Origin of the sequence: Enterobacter sp. RHBSTW-00318 (assembly GCF_014101375.1) — a bacterium.
GTDB classification, from domain to species: domain Bacteria; phylum Pseudomonadota; class Gammaproteobacteria; order Enterobacterales; family Enterobacteriaceae; genus Enterobacter; species Enterobacter ludwigii.
In genome coordinates, this window is the sequence record NZ_JABXQH010000001.1 from 2766813 (window position 1) to 2785697 (window position 18885).

Annotated in this window: 16 protein-coding genes and 2 pseudogenes; 12 read left to right on the top strand and 6 right to left on the bottom strand. The window is 56.1% G+C overall.

What is annotated here, in order from left to right; translation table 11 throughout:
- Window positions 1-10 precede the first annotated feature (10 nt).
- Window positions 11-790, bottom strand: coding sequence for an MBL fold metallo-hydrolase (locus HV157_RS13730; RefSeq protein ID WP_121340344.1), 780 nt, complete (start codon window positions 788-790; stop codon window positions 11-13).
- Window positions 791-884: 94 nt separating this feature from the next.
- Window positions 885-1772, bottom strand: a complete 888-nt coding sequence (locus HV157_RS13735) for a LysR family transcriptional regulator (RefSeq protein WP_020882709.1) — start codon at window positions 1770-1772, stop codon at window positions 885-887.
- A 198-nt stretch (window positions 1773-1970) separates the two neighbouring features.
- Here HV157_RS13735 and HV157_RS13740 point away from each other — a divergent pair, with 198 nt between their 5' ends.
- Window positions 1971-3167, top strand: a complete 1197-nt coding sequence (locus HV157_RS13740) for an MFS transporter (RefSeq protein ID WP_025206507.1) — start codon at window positions 1971-1973, stop codon at window positions 3165-3167.
- Window positions 3168-3169: 2 nt separating this feature from the next.
- The gene (locus tag HV157_RS13745; protein WP_032679306.1) at window positions 3170-4198 is read left to right on the top strand and encodes an alpha/beta hydrolase; all 1029 of its coding nucleotides are present in this window, start codon (window positions 3170-3172) and stop codon (window positions 4196-4198) included.
- A 43-nt stretch (window positions 4199-4241) separates the two neighbouring features.
- Here the strand turns inward: HV157_RS13745 and nlpA are convergent, their stop codons facing one another.
- Together nlpA and HV157_RS13755 are read right to left on the bottom strand one after the other, a co-directional pair.
- Window positions 4242-5042, bottom strand: coding sequence for a lipoprotein NlpA (nlpA, locus tag HV157_RS13750; protein WP_020882712.1), 801 nt, complete (start codon window positions 5040-5042; stop codon window positions 4242-4244).
- Between the two features lie 108 nt (window positions 5043-5150).
- Complete coding sequence (locus HV157_RS13755; protein WP_226777994.1) at window positions 5151-6653, bottom strand: MDR family MFS transporter; 1503 nt, start codon at window positions 6651-6653, stop codon at window positions 5151-5153.
- 93 nt (window positions 6654-6746) lie between these two features.
- On the opposite strand from HV157_RS13755, the gene HV157_RS13760 reads away from it, so the two are divergent.
- On the top strand, window positions 6747-7394 hold the full coding sequence (locus HV157_RS13760; protein WP_025206509.1) for a TetR/AcrR family transcriptional regulator: 648 nt from the start codon (window positions 6747-6749) through the stop codon (window positions 7392-7394).
- Here HV157_RS13760 and HV157_RS13765 read toward each other — a convergent pair.
- A complete protein-coding gene (locus HV157_RS13765; RefSeq protein WP_063214961.1) occupies window positions 7391-7810 on the bottom strand; it encodes a GNAT family N-acetyltransferase in 420 nt (139 codons plus the stop codon). The two genes, HV157_RS13760 and HV157_RS13765, sit on opposite strands and share 4 nt — an antisense overlap.
- A gap of 186 nt (window positions 7811-7996) precedes the next feature.
- On the opposite strand from HV157_RS13765, the gene HV157_RS13770 reads away from it, so the two are divergent.
- From HV157_RS13770 to HV157_RS13800, 7 genes and pseudogenes are all read left to right on the top strand, one after another.
- Window positions 7997-8566, top strand: coding sequence for a TetR/AcrR family transcriptional regulator (locus HV157_RS13770; protein WP_014168015.1), 570 nt, complete (start codon window positions 7997-7999; stop codon window positions 8564-8566).
- Window positions 8567-8712: 146 nt separating this feature from the next.
- The gene (locus HV157_RS13775; protein ID WP_032679304.1) at window positions 8713-9834 is read left to right on the top strand and encodes an efflux RND transporter periplasmic adaptor subunit; all 1122 of its coding nucleotides are present in this window, start codon (window positions 8713-8715) and stop codon (window positions 9832-9834) included.
- Window positions 9834-10826: pseudogene (locus HV157_RS13780) on the top strand (efflux RND transporter permease subunit); the annotation flags it as partial. The gene HV157_RS13775 and the pseudogene HV157_RS13780, both read left to right, overlap by 1 nt.
- Window positions 10827-10887: 61 nt before the next feature.
- The gene (locus HV157_RS13785) at window positions 10888-12039 is read left to right on the top strand and encodes an IS30-like element IS30 family transposase (RefSeq protein WP_001254932.1); all 1152 of its coding nucleotides are present in this window, start codon (window positions 10888-10890) and stop codon (window positions 12037-12039) included.
- 4 nt (window positions 12040-12043) lie between these two features.
- Window positions 12044-14167, top strand: a pseudogene (locus tag HV157_RS13790) (efflux RND transporter permease subunit); the annotation flags it as partial.
- Window positions 14167-15531, top strand: a complete 1365-nt coding sequence (locus HV157_RS13795) for a TolC family protein (protein ID WP_121340348.1) — start codon at window positions 14167-14169, stop codon at window positions 15529-15531. The pseudogene HV157_RS13790 and the gene HV157_RS13795, both read left to right, overlap by 1 nt.
- 131 nt (window positions 15532-15662) lie before the next feature.
- On the top strand, window positions 15663-15959 hold the full coding sequence (locus HV157_RS13800) for a YicS family protein (RefSeq protein ID WP_020882719.1): 297 nt from the start codon (window positions 15663-15665) through the stop codon (window positions 15957-15959).
- A 27-nt stretch (window positions 15960-15986) separates the two neighbouring features.
- On the opposite strand, the gene HV157_RS13805 is transcribed toward HV157_RS13800, so the two are convergent.
- Window positions 15987-16937 (bottom strand): LacI family DNA-binding transcriptional regulator, encoded by a 951-nt coding sequence (locus tag HV157_RS13805; RefSeq protein WP_014168010.1) that lies wholly within the window; start codon window positions 16935-16937, stop codon window positions 15987-15989.
- A gap of 293 nt (window positions 16938-17230) precedes the next feature.
- On the opposite strand from HV157_RS13805, the gene HV157_RS13810 reads away from it, so the two are divergent.
- Together HV157_RS13810 and HV157_RS13815 are read left to right on the top strand one after the other, a co-directional pair.
- A complete protein-coding gene (locus HV157_RS13810) occupies window positions 17231-17545 on the top strand; it encodes a PTS sugar transporter subunit IIB (protein ID WP_050737657.1) in 315 nt (104 codons plus the stop codon).
- Window positions 17546-17556: 11 nt separating this feature from the next.
- A complete protein-coding gene (locus tag HV157_RS13815) occupies window positions 17557-18882 on the top strand; it encodes a PTS cellobiose transporter subunit IIC (RefSeq protein ID WP_014168008.1) in 1326 nt (441 codons plus the stop codon).
- Window positions 18883-18885: the final 3 nt, after the last annotated feature.

Sequence of the window (18885 nt, forward strand, 5' to 3'; positions counted from 1 at the left end):
CTGGTGATGCTCAGAATATAACGGTTTCACCATCCTCGGGAATGCTCACCGCATCACCAATCAGGTTCGCGTCAACGTACTCACGCAGCGCATGGCGGGTCAACAGACAGTGGTTGATGGCCTCCATATGGGTCGCCACAATTTTCGCCTGCGGCAGCAGGAAGTGGACGTTGAGCACATCTTCCTGGCCCATGATAATCGGCCCAAACCCGATGACGTGAGCATAGCCCGCGTTAAGCACCACCACATCCGGCTGATGCTTTTGCAGGTCGGCTGCCACTTCATCACGCCAGATGGTATCCCCGACAATGTAGAGCGTCTTCTCATCAGGATGACGTAAAACCACGCCACAGGCTTCACCCAGCCGTTCCGCCAGCTCCGGCACGGCGTAAGCACGATCGGTACCGTGCTGGCCGCCGCGGGTTTTCGCGATCCGGATATCGCCAAACGCCGTCTCCTCGGTCATTACCGTCAGGTGGGTAAATCCCTGGCTGCGCAGCAGCGCGGCGTCGCTGTCGTTCTGCACAAAGACAGGTTTATCTTTGCCGATCAGTTCCACTGCGGCGCGATCCCAGTGATCGTCATGGATATGGGTGACGATCACCGCATCCGCCTCCAGGAGCGTGCTGACGTCAACGGGAAGCTCGACCATCGGGTTGCGGATCTCCGCATGCGCCGTGCCGGGGAAGCCCGGATAAGCGCCCTTCGGGGCCAGCATTGGGTCGATTAAAAAGCGTTTCCCGGCGTAGGTAATCAGCTGAGTGGCATTACGAATCTGAGTGATGTTCATGGGTATTCTCCTCATAGTGTGAAGAGGAGAATAGCCCGATGCCGCGCGTAACAATGTGGGCCACAGGGCGATGATCGATGAAATCGGGTCAACGTTATCGCATTCGCAGCGCATCTACCACCAGAGAAAAGGCCGGCGACGGCTGCTTTCGGCTCGGGTAGTAGAGATAATACCCCGGGAAGGGCAGACACCAGGGTTCCAGCACGCGGATTAACCGGCCTTCAGCAATATGATCGCCAAACTCGTCTTCGGGCAGGAAAGCAATCCCGAATCCCGCCAGGGCAGCTTCGACAATATGCCAGGAAGTATTGAAGGTCAGTTGGCCATTCACGCGCACGTTCAGATCGCCACCGTCCTGATCAAAATCCCAGACGTAAATCCCGCCGGATTTAATCATCCTCTGGTTAATACACTGGTGCTGCGTCAGCTCATGCGGCGTTTGCGGAACAGGATGACGAGCGAAGTAGTCCGGCGAGGCGACCGCGGCCATACGCAACTGCGGGCCTATCGGCAACGCGATCATGTCTTTATCGATGGTATCTCCCATACGAACGCCCGCATCGAAGCGGTCGGCAACGATATCGCGAAAACCGTGATTGGCGTCGAACTCGATGTGAATGTCGGGGTATTGCCGCAAAAGTGGCGTCAACTTAGGCAACAGAGTGCGCGATAACACATCGGGTCCACAGGTGATCCTCACCGTGCCGGCAGGCTTGTCGCGAAGCTCCGTCAACATGTCCAGCTCCGCTTCGATTTCATCGAAACGGTTGCCAATGGCGTTGAGCAAGCGTTCGCCGGCTGCGGTGGGGGAAACGCTGCGGGTGGTGCGGGTCAGCAGGCGGATCTGCATCCGGTTCTCCAGCCCGGTTATGGCCTGGCTTAACGCGGGCTGGGTCACGCCCAACTGTGCCGCGGCACGGGTAAAACTGCCCTCACGCGCCACGGTGACAAAAGCAAAAAGATCGTTCAGGTTACGCTTCATCACACCCTCATTTATAAGCCACACTTATAAGCTCATTAAGCATTGATTAGCTAGTCAGAATACACCCGCCGTGTAAAATTTTCACTGTGACCTGACGTCAACCACATTCCAACACTTCATCTGTATGCGTTATTCCCGCGAATAGCGCCCGGCCCCGGCTTGTTCGAATCTGGCCGAACGAATAACAAGGTAAACACGATGTCCGCTATGGTGAACGAAACATCAGCGCGCCAGTCCCGTGCCTGCTGGAGCGGCGTGCTGGCAATGACCCTCTGCGCTTTTACGCTGGTCGCCTCAGAATTTATGCCGGTAAGTCTGCTGACGCCCGTTTCGCGGGATCTCGCCGTCAGTGAAGGCCTGGCGGGCCTCGGGATCGCGATATCCGGCGCGCTGGCCGTATTGACCAGCCTGTTTCTCTCTTCTCTTGCGGGAGGCATTAACCGCAAATCGCTGCTGCTGGGCCTGACGGCGTTGATGGCCGTCTCCGGTCTGATTATCGCCGTGGCTGAGAGCTATCCCCTTTATATGCTGGGACGCGCACTGCTTGGCGTGGCCATTGGCGGCTTCTGGTCGCTCTCTGCGGCGACCGCAATTCGCCTTGTGCCACCGCATCAGGTTCAACGTGCGCTGGCCATTTTTAACGGTGGCAACGCCCTGGCGACCGTCGTTGCGGCTCCGCTCGGCAGCTGGCTGGGGGCGACAATCGGCTGGCGCGGTGCCTTTTACTGCCTGGTGCCCGTGAGCCTGCTCGCGTTTATCTGGCAGTGGTTCAGCCTGCCTTCCATGTCCGTGGAAAAGCGCACCGCGTCGTCCACCAGCGCCTTCGGCCTGCTGAAAAACCCTCTGGTGGCAAAAGGAATGGTCGCGTGCGGCGTCTTTTTCATGGGGCAGTTCGCGCTGTTTACCTACGTGCGTCCGTTCCTGGAAACCGTGACTTTCGCCAGCGCGACGCAGTTATCGTTAATCCTGCTGGTGATTGGCGTGGCGGGTTTTATCGGCACCCTGCTGATCGGCACGGTTCTGCGCCGCGGATTTTACACCACGCTGGTCGCCATTCCCGTGGTGATGGCGCTGATTGCCGCGGCACTGATGGCCTTCGGCCATCACCTTGCCGCCGTCACCGCCCTGCTCGGCCTCTGGGGACTGGTCGCGACGGCCGCCCCCGTCGGCTGGTGGACCTGGGTTGCCAGAACGCTTCCTGAAAATGCCGAGGCGGGGGGCGGACTGATGGTGGCAATGGTGCAGCTCTCCATTGCGCTCGGCTCCACGCTCGGTGGCCTGGCCTTTGACCACAGCGGCTGGCAAAGCACCTTTGCACTCAGCGGTGTACTGCTTATCGCCGCTGCCATGTTCACGTTTTACACCTCACACAACGACACACTTCACAGGAGTTAATCATGAGAAGATTCACCATGGCGCTCGGGCTGTTAGTCAGCGCCTTCGCCGCCAGCGCTGCCGATATGTCCCGGGGCGCAGATAATTTCTATAAAAGCGATAAGGTTACGCAGCAGAAGGTGACCTTTAAAAACCAGTATCAGATGAACGTCGTCGGCAATCTGTATCGGCCAAAAGAGGCGGATAAAAACGCCAGACTGCCGGCGATCGTGGTCGGCCATCCGATGGGCGCGGTGAAAGAGCAAAGCGCCAGTCTCTATGCGCAAAAGCTCGCGGAACAGGGCTTTGTCACCCTGGCGATTGATCTCTCATTCTGGGGGGAAAGCGAAGGTAAACCGGGGCATCTGATCTCACCAGAAATCTATTCCGATGATTTCAGCGCGGCCGTGGATTATCTGAGCACTCAGTCTTTTGTCGATCCACAGCGCATCGGGGTGCTGGGCATTTGCGGCAGCGGCAGCTTCGTTATTAGCGCGGCGAAAATTGACCCGCGCATGAAAGCGATCGCCACCGTCAGCATGTATGACATGGGCTCCGCCTTCCGCAACGGCCTCAACCATTCCGTGACGGTTGAACAGCGTAAAGCGATGATTGCCTCTGCCGCTGAGCAGCGTCTGAAAGAGTATCAGGGTGCAGAGACAGCCTACATTCCCGGGACGGTAAATAAGCTGGATGATTCTACGCCGGCTATCCAGCGTGAGTTCTTCGATTTCTATCGCACCGAACGCGGCGGGTACACGCCACAGGGCGAGAAAGAGGCGCTGACGACGAAACCGATGATGAGCAGCATCGGTAAGTTTATGAACTTCTATCCGTTCAACGATATCGAAACCATTTCACCGCGTCCGATGCTGTTTATCACGGGTGATAAAGCGCATTCGAAAGAGTTTAGCGAAGACGCCTATAAACGCGCCGGTGAACCGAAAGAGCTGTATATCGTGCCGAATGCAGGCCACGTTGACCTGTATGACCGCACGGATCTGATCCCGTTTGCAAAACTGGCCTCGTTCTTTAAAGCCAACCTGAAATAACCCGGTAAGGCGTATAACACCCTGTTATACGCCTTTGTCCTGACTACCAGCCCGGCACCGCGCCACCGTTAAAGAGGGTCTCTGCGGCCTTCGCCACTTCCGGCGACTGATACGACTGGATAAATTCCTTCACGTTTTCCGCGTCTTTGTTGTCTTCCCGCGTCACCACGATGTTCACATACGGCGAGTTTTTATCTTCAATAAACACGCTGTCATGCACCGGCGACAGCCCGGTTTGCTGGAGATAGGTGGTGCTGATAATGGCAACATCCACTTTCGGATCATCCAGCACGCGCGGCAGTTGCGCCCCTTCCAGCTCCATGATGTTCAAATGCTTCGGATTGGCGGTGATATCCAGCGCCGTCGGCAGCAGGCCAACGTCCGGCTTCAGGGTAATCAGCTTCTCTTTTTGCAACAGCAGCAATGCGCGGCCAAGGTTGGTCGGATCGTTTGGAATGGCGATGGTCGCGCCGTCCTTCAGCTCAGACACGGATTTTATCTTGCGGGAGTAGCCGGCCATCGGGAAAACAAAGGTGTTCGCCACAGCAACCAGCTTGTAGTGATGCGCCTTGTTATCTTCTGCCAGGAACGGGCGATGCTGGAAGACATTGGCATCAAGATCGCCCTGACTGGTGGCATCATTGGGCAACAGCGAGCCGCTGAACCCCACCAGTTCCACATCCAGACCGTATTTCTCTTTCGCCACTTTTTTAGCGACTTCCGCCACGTCCTGCTCCGCGCCGTTAATCACGCCGACTTTGATGTGTTTGGCATCGCTGCCGCCTTGATCGCAACCTGCCAGCAGCAGGCCCGCGAGAACCAGAGCACCCAATCGAAGTTTCACGAGACATATCCTTTTGATAAACGTTTCAGTGACTATATCGACAACGGTACGGCTGGCTAAAAAACGAAAAAGCATCAATAAGACGGATAAGTTATATGTGCGGGGTCGCTATTGATCCGACCTGAGCATGCCCGCACGGCGTAACGGCGTTTCACGTAAAAACCACGACAGTACAAACGCCAGCACCATAATGCTTGCCGCCAGCAGGAACACCGCGTGAATGGCTGAGCCAAACGCATCAAGGTAATCGAGCCGCAGGGCCTCTGGCAGCCGGTGAATGGCCGCAGGATTGAGCTCATGCGGTAACTCCGCCCCTTGCGGTAAACGGTCCATCAGACCCGATTGCAAAACGTGGGTGAAGACCGCGCCAAACAGCGCGACGCCGATGGCCCCGCCAATGGAACGAAACAGCGTGACCCCGGAAGTCGCTACCCCGTATTGATCGGCAGAGACGCTGTTCTGCACGGCCAGCACCAGTACCTGCATGACCAGCCCCAGACCCATCCCCAGCACGCCGGTAAAAATGTACAGCTGCCAGGTCGGCGAGTGGATCGAGATACGCGTCAGCAGCACCATGCCCACCACGCCAAGCAGCGTACCGGCGATCGGAAACAGACGGTATTTTCCGGTACGGCTGATAATCCGCCCGCTGATGATCGAGGTTAGCAGCAGTCCGCCCATCAGCGGGATCAGCTGCAGACCGGCCTGAGTCGGCGTGGCGTCTTTCACAACCTGCAGATAGAGCGGCAGGAAGGTGACCGAGCCAAAGAGCGACATCCCGATAATAAAGCCAATCAGGCTGCAGAGCAGAAAACTGCGATCGCGGAACAGCGAGAGCGGAATGATCGGCTCCCAGGCCAGACGCTCCTCATAGATAAACCCGGCGATACCCGTCAGGCCAAAGGCCAGAATGCACCACAGCTGCGGGTCGTTCCACTGGCGTATCGTCCCGCCTTCAGTGGTAAACAGGATGATACACAGCAGCGCCATACTGAGGTAAATCGCCCCCAGATAATCAATCTCGTGCTTGTTGCGCCGTGCGCTGCCGTGGAACACCGCGCCTATCACCAGCAGGGCAAAGAGACCGAGCGGCAGATTGATATAAAAAATCCAGCGCCAGGAGGCGTGCTGCACGATAAACCCGCCGATAAGCGGCCCGATCACCGTCGCCAGACCAAACACGCCGCCAAACAGCCCCTGATAGCGGCCACGCTCCGCAGGCGGAATAACGTCCGCCACGGCGGCCATACTGATGACCATCAGACCGCCGCCGCCCAGCCCCTGCAGGCCGCGCATCAGCACCAGTTGGGTCATGTTTTGCGCCAGACCGCAGAGCACCGACCCTGCCAGAAACAGCACAATAGCGATTTGAAGGACGATTTTACGCCCAAACAGATCGCCGAATTTTCCGTACAGCGGCACCACAATGGTCGAGCTGAGGATATAGGCCGTCACCACCCAGGAGAGCTTATCCAGGCCACCCAGTTCCCCAACGATGGTGGGCAACGCCGTGGAAACAATCGTCTGGTCCAGCGCCGAAAGCAGCATCACCAGCAGCAACGCGCTGAACAGCAGCTTTATCGACGGCGCGTTTTGCGCAGGTTGAGTCATTACGTCGGACTCCATAAGAGATCGCTTGAAATTAATTAACTAGATAATTAATATTTAAGTAAGTGATGAATAAGATCAAGAGATCCTGCGACTATGCCAGCACATAAGGACAATTCTGAACCGCGCCGCCCCGGTCGACCACGCGGCGGAAAGCGGGCAACCGCCAGCCGCGAACAACTGCTGGATATTGCGTTGAGCCTCTTTTCCCGCCAGGGGATCGCTCAAACCTCGCTGAACGCCATCGCCAAAGAAGCGGGCGTAACGCCAGCGATGCTGCATTACTACTTCAATTCACGAGAACAATTGCTCGACGCGATGATTGAGGAGCGCTTCCTGCCCTTACGTAATCGGATCGGCGCAATTTTCGCCGAAAACCCCGACTCGCCGGTCAACGCATTAACGCAAATGGTGAAGGTACTGGCCGAGCTGGCGGAGCAGCACCGCTGGTTTGCCCCGCTGTGGATGCAGGAGGTCATCGGGGAGATGCCTGTACTGCGCACGCATCTGCACGCGCGGTTCGGTGACGACAAATACCAGGCAACGCTTGCCACCCTTAAACGCTGGCAACAGGAAGGACAACTGAACCGGGCACTCGCGCCAGAACTGCTGTTCACCACGCTGCTAAGCCTGGTGCTGGTGCCGTTCTCAAGAATGCGCAACGACGAGAGGCTACACGCCCTCTCGCCAGAGATCATTGTGCGTCACGCGCTGGCCGTGATGGGTAACGGCATCGGCGGTTAAAGGAATTTGGTCAGATAATGCCTTTGCATACCCGGGTACGGATAATCCGGCAACGACATCTGCAGCTGATAGCCCTGCTTTTCATAGAATGGACGTGCCTGGAAGCTGACCGTATCCACCAGCGCATGGGTGCAGCCTTTGCGTCGGGCTTCGTCTTCTGCCGTTTTGATAAGCTGGCTGCCGACGCCCGATCCCCGCACGGTGTCGCTGACCCACAGAAAATCGATGTTTAGCCAGTCGCCTTTGCGCACGCCAATTAACCCGCCCAGCATCACGCCCTTATCGTCTCGCACATAAACGCCAATGTCGCCGCTAAAGTTTGAGAGATCTAAAAATTGTCCGTTGTAGGCGCGAAGCCCTGTTAATAATTCTTCTTTTTCATCGTGTGTGACGTTATCCGTCGTGCTCAGATGCATATTTTTCTCCTTATTTTCTGTGCAATCTTAATATTGCACAGCCTTTCCTTCATCAAAACTCCTTTTTTTCTCCATTCTTTAAACATTGAAATATTCATTCAATAAGTACTTAAAAAAAGTCTTTCCAATACGCACCTGAAACGTATAATGAGAACGATCATTCTCACTTTTATAGGGTAACCGACGATGAGCACAAAACTGGAAGAACGCCAAAAGCAGCGTCAGGACGACATCATCGCTGCCGCGCGTCAGTGCTTTCGCGCCAGCGGTTTTCATGCGGCCAGCATGTCGCAGATCGCCAGTGAGGCAAAGCTCAGCGTCGGGCAAATCTACCGTTATTTCAGTAACAAAGATGCGATTATTGAAGAGATGATTCGCCGTATCATCGACTCACGCATCGAAGAGATTCAGGGTAAAACGCTGGTCGAGGGGATGCCTCAGGCGCTCGCCTGGCGACAGACCCTGAATGAAGATGACGATGCGCTGATGCTTGAGATGTCGGCTGAAGCCACGCGCAATCCCCAGGTGGCGGCCATGCTGGTCGAAGCGGAAAAGCGGATGTTTGCTAATGCCTGCGCACACCTGAAAAAACAGTTTCCCCACCTGAGTGATGATCATATTCGCTGCTGCGTGGAGATTACCGCGGTAATGATTGAGGGGTCTATTTACCGTCGACTCACCCCCTTAAACGTACCCTCTGAACAATTAGAGCCTCTTTATCAAAATATTTTAAATATGCTTTTCTCTGCGAAGTAATCGCATGTGAATAATTAGCGGGAAGACGTTATTCCCTTATTAACATTTCCGGCTCTGCCGGAGATGCGGTATCGCTGTGCCTTTAAATAGCCCCCTTCCTTGTTAAGCCATTAACAGGGCAGGCATCGTTCACCCTGGAAAAAATTATGAAAGCCATAACAACCTCCATCGCAGCATTATTCCTCCTGACGGGGTGCGATAATGCACAAACATCTGCTCCTCAACATCCCCTCCCGCAAGTGGGGATTGTTACGCTCCTGAGCCAACCCGTTTCCGTGGTCAGTGAACTGACCGGACGCACCACGGCCGCCATGAGCGCGGAAGTGCGTCCTCAGGTGGGCGGCATTATTCAGAAACGGCTCTTTACCGAAGGCGATACCGTGCAAGCCGGACAGGCGCTGTATCAAATTGACCCTTCCAGCTACCGCGCCGCCTACGATGAAGCCGCCGCGGCCCTGAAACAGGCGCAGGCGCTGGTGCAGGCCGATTGCCAGAAAGCTCAACGCTATACACAACTGGTGAAAGACGACGGCGTATCGCGTCAGGATGCCGAAGATGCAAAGTCCACCTGCGCGCAGGACAAGGCCAGCGTGGAGTCGAAAAAAGCAGCCCAGGAAAGCGCGCGCATTAACCTCAACTGGACCACGGTGACCGCCCCGATTGCCGGACGTATTGGCATCTCTTCGGTCACCCCCGGCGCACTGGTCACTGCCCAGCAAGAGACCGCGCTCGCCACCATTCGCGGCCTGGACAATATGTACGTCGATTTAACCCGCTCCAGCGCCGATCTTCTGCGATTACGCAAACAAACGCTTGCCAGCAACAGCGAGACATTGAGCGTGTCGTTGATCCTTGAAGATGGCAGCACCTATCAGGAAAAAGGCCGTCTGGCCCTGACTGAAGTGGCAGTGGACGAATCCACCGGGTCGGTCACACTGCGCGCCGTCTTCCCCAACCCGCAGCATCAGCTTCTGCCCGGGATGTTTGTTCGCGCCAGAGTGGATGAAGGGGTAATGAGCGAGGCCATTCTCGCCCCGCAGCAGGGAATTACCCGTGATGCCAAAGGCAACGCCACCGCGCTGGTGGTGGGGGCCGGCAATAAGGTAGAACAACGTCAGCTGGAAACGGGTGACACCTACGGCGACAAATGGCTGGTGCTGAGTGGACTGAAGGCTGGCGATAAGCTGATTGTGGAAGGCACCGATAAAGTGACCGCCGGTCAGCAAGTTAACGCCGAAGAGATGAAAACCGCGGGAGGAAACGCCTGATGTTTTCCCGCTTCTTCGTGCGTCGCCCGGTTTTTGCCTGGGTGATTGCCATTCTGATTATGCTCGCCGGGGTACTGGCAATCCGTACCCTGCCCGTCGCGCAGTATCCCGACGTCGCCCCGCCGTCGATAAAAATCTCTGCCACCTACACTGGCGCGTCGGCACAGACTCTGGAAAACAGCGTCACCCAGGTCATTGAGCAACAGCTGACCGGGCTGGATAACCTGCTCTATTTTACCTCCACCAGCAGTTCGGACGGCTCGGTAAGCATCACCGTCACATTCGAACAGGGAACCGACCCGGATACCGCGCAGGTTCAGGTGCAGAACAAAGTTCAGCAGGCCGAGTCGCGCTTGCCGACCGAGGTACAGCAGGCCGGCATTACGGTGCAAAAATCGCAGAGTAACTTCCTGCTGATCATGGGCGTGTACGATAAAACCGACCACGCCAGCAGTTCGGATATCGCCGACTGGCTGGTGAGTAATATGCAGGATCCGCTGGCACGCGTAGAGGGCGTCGGCAGCCTGCAGGTGTTTGGTGCGGAATACGCCATGCGCATCTGGCTTGACCCGGCAAAGCTGGCGTCGTACTCGCTGATGCCATCCGACGTTCAGAGCGCCATTGAAGCGCAGAACGTGCAGGTTTCCGCCGGTAAAATCGGCGCTTTACCCGCGTCCGGTACCCAGCAGTTGACCGCCACCGTGCGTGCCCAGTCGCGCCTGCAGACGGTCGATCAGTTTAAAAATATCATCGTTAAGAGCCAGTCCAGCGGCGCAGTGGTGCGTATCGGCGACGTGGCGCGCGTGGAGATGGGCAGCGAGGATTACACGGCTACCGCCAGGCTGAATGGCCACCCGGCAGCCGGTATGGCGGTAATGCTCTCGCCGGGCGCGAATGCGCTCAATACCGCCACCGCGGTGAAAGATAAAATTGCCGAATTCAAACGGGCTATGCCGGAAGGCTATGACGTGGCCTATCCGAAAGACAGCACTGTAGATTCAATTGGTCAACGCAACAGTTATGTGAAAACATGGGGTTGCGGAGGTTTTTTGAATGAGACGAACATTTACAGCAGAGGAAAAAGCCTCTGTTTTTGAACTATGGAAGAACGGAACAGGCTTCAGTGAAATAGCGAATATCCTGGGTTCAAAACCCGGAACGATCTTCACTATGTTAAGGGATACTGGCGGCATAAAACCCCATGAGCGTAAGCGGGCTGTAGCTCACCTGACACTGTCTGAGCGCGAGGAGATACGAGCTGGTTTGTCAGCCAAAATGAGCATTCGTGCGATAGCTACTGCGCTGAATCGCAGTCCTTCGACGATCTCACGTGAAGTTCAGCGTAATCGGGGCAGACGCTATTACAAAGCTGTTGATGCTAATAACCGAGCCAACAGAATGGCGAAAAGGCCAAAACCGTGCTTACTGGATCAAAATTTACCATTGCGAAAGCTTGTTCTGGAAAAGCTGGAGATGAAATGGTCTCCAGAGCAAATATCAGGATGGTTAAGGCGAACAAAACCACGTCAAAAAACGCTGCGAATATCACCTGAGACAATTTATAAAACGCTGTACTTTCGTAGCCGTGAAGCGCTACACCACCTGAATATACAGCATCTGCGACGGTCGCATAGCCTTCGCCATGGCAGGCGTCATACCCGCAAAGGCGAAAGAGGTACGATTAACATAGTGAACGGAACACCAATTCACGAACGTTCCCGAAATATCGATAACAGACGCTCTCTGGGGCATTGGGAGGGCGATTTAGTCTCAGGTACAAAAAACTCTCATATAGCCACACTTGTAGACCGAAAATCACGTTATACGATCATCCTTAGACTCAGGGGCAAAGATTCTGTCTCAGTAAATCAGGCTCTTACCGACAAATTCCTGAGTTTACCGTCAGAACTCAGAAAATCACTGACATGGGACAGAGGAATGGAACTGGCCAGACATCTAGAATTTACTGTCAGCACCGGCGTTAAAGTTTACTTCTGCGATCCTCAGAGTCCTTGGCAGCGGGGAACAAATGAGAACACAAATGGGCTAATTCGGCAGTACTTTCCTAAAAAGACATGTCTTGCCCAATATACTCAACATGAACTAGATCTGGTTGCTGCTCAGCTAAACAACAGACCGAGAAAGACACTGAAGTTCAAAACACCGAAAGAGATAATTGAAAGGGGTGTTGCATTGACAGATTGAATCTACAACCGAGTTCATTAAGATCTCGGTGGAAGATGTGATTCAGACGCTGTTTGAGGCGATTATCCTCGTGGTGGTGGTGATGTATCTGTTTCTGCAGAACATTCGCGCCACGCTCATCCCCGCGCTGGCGGTGCCGGTAGTTCTGTTGGGCACCTTTGGCGTGCTGGCGCTGTTCGGTTATTCCATTAATACCCTGACGCTGTTTGCGATGGTGCTGGCGATAGGTCTGCTGGTCGATGACGCCATCGTGGTAGTGGAAAACGTCGAGCGCATTATGCGCGATGAAGGTCTGCCCGCCCGCGAAGCCACCGAAAAATCGATGGGCGAAATTTCCGGTGCGCTGGTCGCCATTGCGCTGGTGCTTTCCGCCGTGTTTCTGCCGATGGCCTTCTTCGGCGGCTCAACCGGCGTCATCTACCGCCAGTTTTCGGTCACCATTATCTCAGCGATGATCCTCTCGGTGGTGGTGGCGCTGACCCTGACACCCGCGCTCTGCGGCTCGGTACTGCGCCATACGCCTCCTCACAAAAAAGGGTTCTTCGGCGCCTTTAACCGCTTCTACAGTAAGACCGAGCATGGCTACCAGAATAAAGTCCTCCGCGCGCTGCGCCGCTCCGCGGGCATGCTGGTGGTCTACGCCCTGCTCTGTGGCGCGATGGCCGTGGCAATGCTGAAGCTGCCCGGCAGCTTCCTGCCCACGGAGGACCAGGGTGAAATCATGGTGCAGTACACCCTGCCCGCCGGTGCGACAGCAGTACGTACCGCGGAGATCAGTCGTCAGGTTCGCGAGTGGTTCCTCACTAAAGAAAAAGCCAACACCGATGTGATTTTTACGGTCGAGGGCTTTAGCTTTAGCGGCAGCGGCCAGAATGCCGGGATGGCGTTTGTCTCCCTGAAAAACTGGTCCGAGCGTAAAGGCGATGAGAACACCGCTCAGGCGATTGCCCTGCGCGCCACTCAGGAACTCGGCTCCCTTCGCGATGCCACCGTCTTTGCCATGACGCCCCCGGCCGTAGACGGCCTCGGTCAGAGCAACGGTTTTACCTTCGAGCTCATGGCCAGCGGCAGCACCGATCGCGACACGTTGCTGAAGATGCGTAATCAGCTGATCGGCCAGGCGAATCAGGACACCTCCCTGCATGCCGTTCGCGCCAATGATTTGCCGCAGATGCCGCAGCTGCAGGTGGATATCGACAACAACAAAGCCGTATCGCTGGGGCTTTCCCTGATCGACGTCACCGATACCCTCTCCAGCGCCTGGGGCGGAACCTACGTGAATGACTTTATCGATCGGGGCCGCGTGAAAAAGGTCTACATCCAGGGAGACAGCGATTACCGCGCCGTGCCTTCCGACCTCAACAAATGGTACGTACGCGGCAGCGACAGCACCATGACACCGTTCTCCGCGTTCGCCACTACGCGCTGGGAATATGGCCCGGAGAGTCTGGTGCGCTACAACGGCTCGGCGGCCTATGAAATTCAGGGCGAGAACGCCAGTGGTGCCAGCTCCGGTACGGCGATGACCCGGATGGAACATCTGGCGAACAACCTGCCGGCCGGCACAACCTGGGCGTGGAGCGGGTTGTCGTTACAGGAGAAACTGGCGAGCGGTCAGGCAATGAGCTTGTATGCCCTCTCCATCCTGGTGGTATTCCTGTGCCTGGCCGCGCTGTATGAGAGTTGGTCGGTGCCGATTTCAGTCATTCTGGTGATCCCGCTTGGGGTGCTGGGTGCGGCGCTGGCCGCCTCGCTGCGCGGGCTGAGCAACGACGTCTATTTCCAGGTGGCGCTGCTGACCACCATCGGCCTGTCGTCGAAAAACGCCATTTTGATCGTTGAGTTTGCGGAGGCGAGAGTCGCGGAAGGTTACTCCCTGACGCGTGCCGCGCTGCGTGCGGCTCAGACGCGACTGCGTCCGATCATCATGACGTCGCTGGCGTTTATCGCCGGGGTAACACCGCTGGCCGTCGCCACCGGTGCAGGCGCCAACAGCCGCGTGGCGATTGGGACCGGCATCATCGGCGGGACGCTCGCGGCAACGCTGCTGGCCATCTTCTTTGTTCCATTATTCTTCGTACTGGTGAAACGTCTCTTCTCCGGTAAGCACGCAAACCGGAGGTCATAATGTTTCGTGTATCTGTTTTAGTGTTGGCCCTGCTGAGCGCAGGCTGTGTTTCGTTAGACCCTACCTACCAGCGTCCTGACGCGCCCGTCCCGGCCACGTTGCCGGGCACCCACGGCGAAGCCACCGCCGTGGTCAGCCAGTGGCAGCAGGTGATGAACGATCACCGCCTGAACAGGGTGGTAACAATGGCACTCACCAGCAACCGCGATGTGCAAAAAGCGATTGCTGATATCGACGCCGCCCGCGCCCAGTATGGTGAGACGCGCTCGTCTCTGTTCCCGTCGGTGGATGCCAGCCTGAGCCATACCCGCAGCCGCACGCTGGCCAGCGGCGTGAGCACCAGCGATGAGGCTAACGGCACCGTCTCCAGCTTCGAGCTGGATCTGTTTGGTCGTAACCAGAGCCTCTCGCGCGCCGCGCGTGAAACCTGGCTTGCCAGCGAGTTCACGGCGCAGAACACGCGCCTGACAATGGTCAGCGAGCTGACTACCGCCTGGATTACTCTGGCGGCAGATAACAGCAATCTGGCGCTGGCAAAATCCACTCAGGAGAGCGCAGCGAACTCGCTCAAGATTGTGCAGCGTCAGCAGGACGTCGGGGTCGCCGCCGCAACGGATGTCAGCGAAGCAATGGCGGTTTATCAGCAGGCCCGCGCCAGCGTCGCCAGCTATCAGACGCTGGTGATGCAGGACAAAAACGCCCTGAATTTGCTGGCGGGCGAGACGGTACCGGAAAACCTGCTACCCGGTACGCTGGAGAGCCTGAGCGATAACGCCATCACCCTGATCCCGGCGGGCGTTAGCTCCGCCACGCTGCTGCGTCGCCCGGATATTCAGGAGGCTGAACATAACCTGTTGAGCGCGAATGCCAACATCGGTGCTGCGCGCGCCAACTTCTTCCCGACGATTTCGCTTACCGCCAGCGCCGGGGTCGGCAGCGATTCGCTCTCGTCATTGTTCAGCCACGGCATGAAGGTCTGGTCGTTCGCGCCGTCCATCTCCCTGCCGCTGTTCAGCGGCGGCAATAACATGGCGCAACTGCGCTATGCCGAAGCGGAGAAAAAAGGGCTGATTGCCACCTATGAGAAAACCATCCAGAGCGCGTTCAAAGATGTAGCCGATGCGCTGGCGCGCCGCGAAACCCTGAGTGAAGAGCTTGATGCCCAACGTGAATACGTGGCGGCAGAGCAAAAAACGCTGGATGTGGCAACGCGCAGATATCAGGTGGGGGCGGGTGATTACCTGACCGTTCTCACCGCGCAGCGCGCCCTGTGGTCGGCACGGGCATCATTGATTACCCTGCAGCAGACCGACTTTGAAAACCGTATTACGCTGTGGCAGTCGCTGGGCGGAGGGATTCAATAACCGCCGGTGCCGGTCCGGGTGCAGGGTTCTCATACGCAGGAAGACAAAAATTCATACTTTCGGCTGGCGTCGCTACACTGAATGTAACGATATATTTCATGGGAAGCCTGTGACGTCTAAAGGGGATTTTGATGAAAGCTGCACACCTGGTTTGCCTGCTCGTTTGTCTGCTCTTCGCCGCGTTTGTCCATGCCCAGGAAAAAGACGATCCCGTGAAAGAGGCCCAGATAAAGCAGCAGATCCTTAAAGATGTGAAGAAGGCCTGCACGCCCCAGAAAAAGCAGAGCGATAAAGCCTGGCAGGCGATGATTTTGTCGTCTGAGGCCAATCAACTGTTGATCAAAAACGCCATCACGGCCGTGAAGCGCGACAATCTGGATGCTTACTGGGACGCGGTCAGTCAGGTAGATTGTATGGAAGATTATTAAGCGTGAAGCCGGGCTTCACGCTTTTTTTTAGCGCTTTCGTACATCCGGAATAATCAAATCCCCGCGCAGAACATAGGACCCCAGCATCTGCGTTTTCTCCGTCAGCCAGCCCACAATACGTGCCGCCATAGCATCCATTGAGTATTCAATGGCCGGGATCACCGGGATACCCGGCAGATGCAGCGATCCGGCAAGGCTAAAGACCATAATGTCGTCCGGTACGGATTTATTAAACGCCTGCAGCTGCGGGATCACCCGCTGAGCTTCCTGTTCGTCCGCCACCAGCAGCGCGTTAAAATTCAGCGTGCTCGCATTGTTAAGCAACTCCTGCAGCGCAACGGATGAGGAGGTGGCATCCATAAAGACGAGGTTGCGATTAAAGGGCAGGAAATTTTTCTCCAGCGCGTGTTTATAGCCCAGCAACACCTGGTCGGCGAAACCGCTGCCTTGCGGATGGATCAGGGCTATCTGGCGTCGCCCCTGGCTGGTCAGATAGTTACAGGCGGTTTCGGCGGCAAAGGCGTGATCGAACTGGATGCTGTTGGAATTATCGGACTCCATACAGTCAACGAGAATGACATTGTCCATCTCGACGTCCAGCGGGAAACGCGCGCCAATCACCAGGATGTCATCACATAACCCACAGGAAAGTTCTTCCAGGGCGTGCATCACTTCCGCTTTGGTATGCGCGAAGCGCAACAGCAGATGTTTTTGATGCTGGCTGAGGTGCTTTTCCAGCGCGTAAAGATAACCGGTGGTCTGGTTAATATTCTCCTGCGCGCAAATCACCCCAATACACCCCGTCGACTGGCTCAGCAGCGACTGCGCAATCACATTGGGCCGGTAGTTCAGTTCATCAACCGCTTTTAAAACGGCCTGGCGGCTGGCTTCCTTTACGCCACGCGACCCACTCAACACTCGCGATACCGTGGCTTTAGACACCCCGGCAAGACGTGATACATCATTGATTGTCGACATCTCTTTCCCCTGGCAGGCTTACTTCGCACCTGCAAATTCCATCACCGCTACGGCTCATATTATAGCCAGAATGGAGTATATCCTTTTCCGTTTTTCATGGAAACCGATTTTCCATTTCAACTCAAAATGATGTCAAAACGCGCAAATTATGTGACATGCATCTGGTTAATTAGCGTCATAAGTAGTGGATCTTGATGGTTGTCACACTTCTGTCTTTTATAAATGGAAACCGGTTTCCGTATAATGTCCAATCATCCTCGCAATAACTTTTTACATTTAGAGGATGGTTGTCGATGTTCAAGATTATGCTGTGTTGCTCTGCCGGGATGTCCACCAGCCTGCTGGTCAGCAAAATGGTCGATGTCGCGAAAGAGCGCGGGTTGCCGGTAAAAATAGACGCGTATGGCGTTTCCGAATTTGATACGCAGTTTCCGCAGTACCAGGTTGTCCTTCTCGGACCCCAGGTGAAGTACATGTTACAGACACTCTCAGACAAGGCGGCTACAAAGGGCATCCCGGTCCAACCCATCGACATGATGGATTACGGTATGCAACGTGGCGATAAAGTACTGGACTATGCTCTGTCGCTCATCGAAGCGACACACTAAAAGGTGTTCACATGAGTTCGTTATATCAATCAATGGTCGCGGTTATTGAGCAGTCAATTACCCCGCTGGCCGCGAAGCTCGGCCAGCAAAAGTATGTGATTGCCATCCGCGACGGCTTTACCGCCGCGCTGCCGTTTATGATCATCGGCTCGTTTATGCTGGTGTTCATCTTCCCGCCCTTCTCCGCGGATACGACAAACAGCTTTGCCCGCGGCTGGCTGGATTTCTCCCAGACTTACCGTGAACAGCTGATGCTGCCGTTCAACCTCAGCATGGGCGTGATGACGTTCTTCATTTCGGTGGGGATTGGTGCAAGCCTGGGGCGTCAGTTTAACCTCGATCCGGTGATGTCCGGTCTGCTGGCCTTTATGGCCTTCCTGCTGGTGGCAGCTCCGTATGCCGACGGCAAGATCTCGACCCAGTACCTCTCCGGCCAGGGGATTTTCACCGCGCTGATCACCGCCATCTACTCCACCCGCGTGTATGCGTGGCTGAAGCAGAACAACGTGACCATCCGTCTGCCGAAAGAAGTGCCGACCGGTGTGGCGCGTTCGTTTGAGATCCTGATCCCGGTCATGGTGGTGATCGGTACCCTGCACCCGCTGAACCTGTTTATCGAAGCACAAACCGGGATGATTATCCCGCAGGCGATTATGCACCTGCTGGAACCGCTGGTCTCTGCGTCTGACTCCCTGCCTGCCATTCTGCTCTCCGTGCTGCTGTGCCAGATCTTCTGGTTTGCCGGTATCCACGGCTCGCTGATTGTCACCGGCATCATGAACCCGTTCTGGATGGCCAACCTGTCCGCAAACCAGGCGGCACTGGCGGCTGGCGCAGCGCTGCCACACGTTTACCTGCAGGGTTTCTGGGACCACTACCTGCTGATTGGCGGCGTCGGCTCCACGCTTCCGCTGGCCTTCCTGCTGCTGCGCAGCCGCGTCACACACCTGCGCACCATCGGCAAAATGGGCGTTGTGCCCAGCTTCTTTAACATCAACGAACCGATTCTGTTCGGCGCGCCAATCATCATGAACCCGATGCTGTTTATCCCGTTCGTGTTTGTTCCGCTGGTGAACGCCTGCCTGGCGTACGGCGCCACCAAAATGGGCTGGCTGGCACAGGTGGTGTCGTTAACCCCGTGGACGACCCCGGCCCCTATTGGCGCATCGTGGGCGGCAAACTGGGCGTTGAGCCCGGTGGTGATGTGTCTGGTGTGTATGGTGATGTCAGCGCTGATGTACCTGCCGTTCCTGCGTGCTTACGAGCGTACGTTGATGAAAAACGAAGAGCAGAAAGCCCAGGCAACCGTCGGTGCCGCTGAAACAGCAAGTCATTAAGTC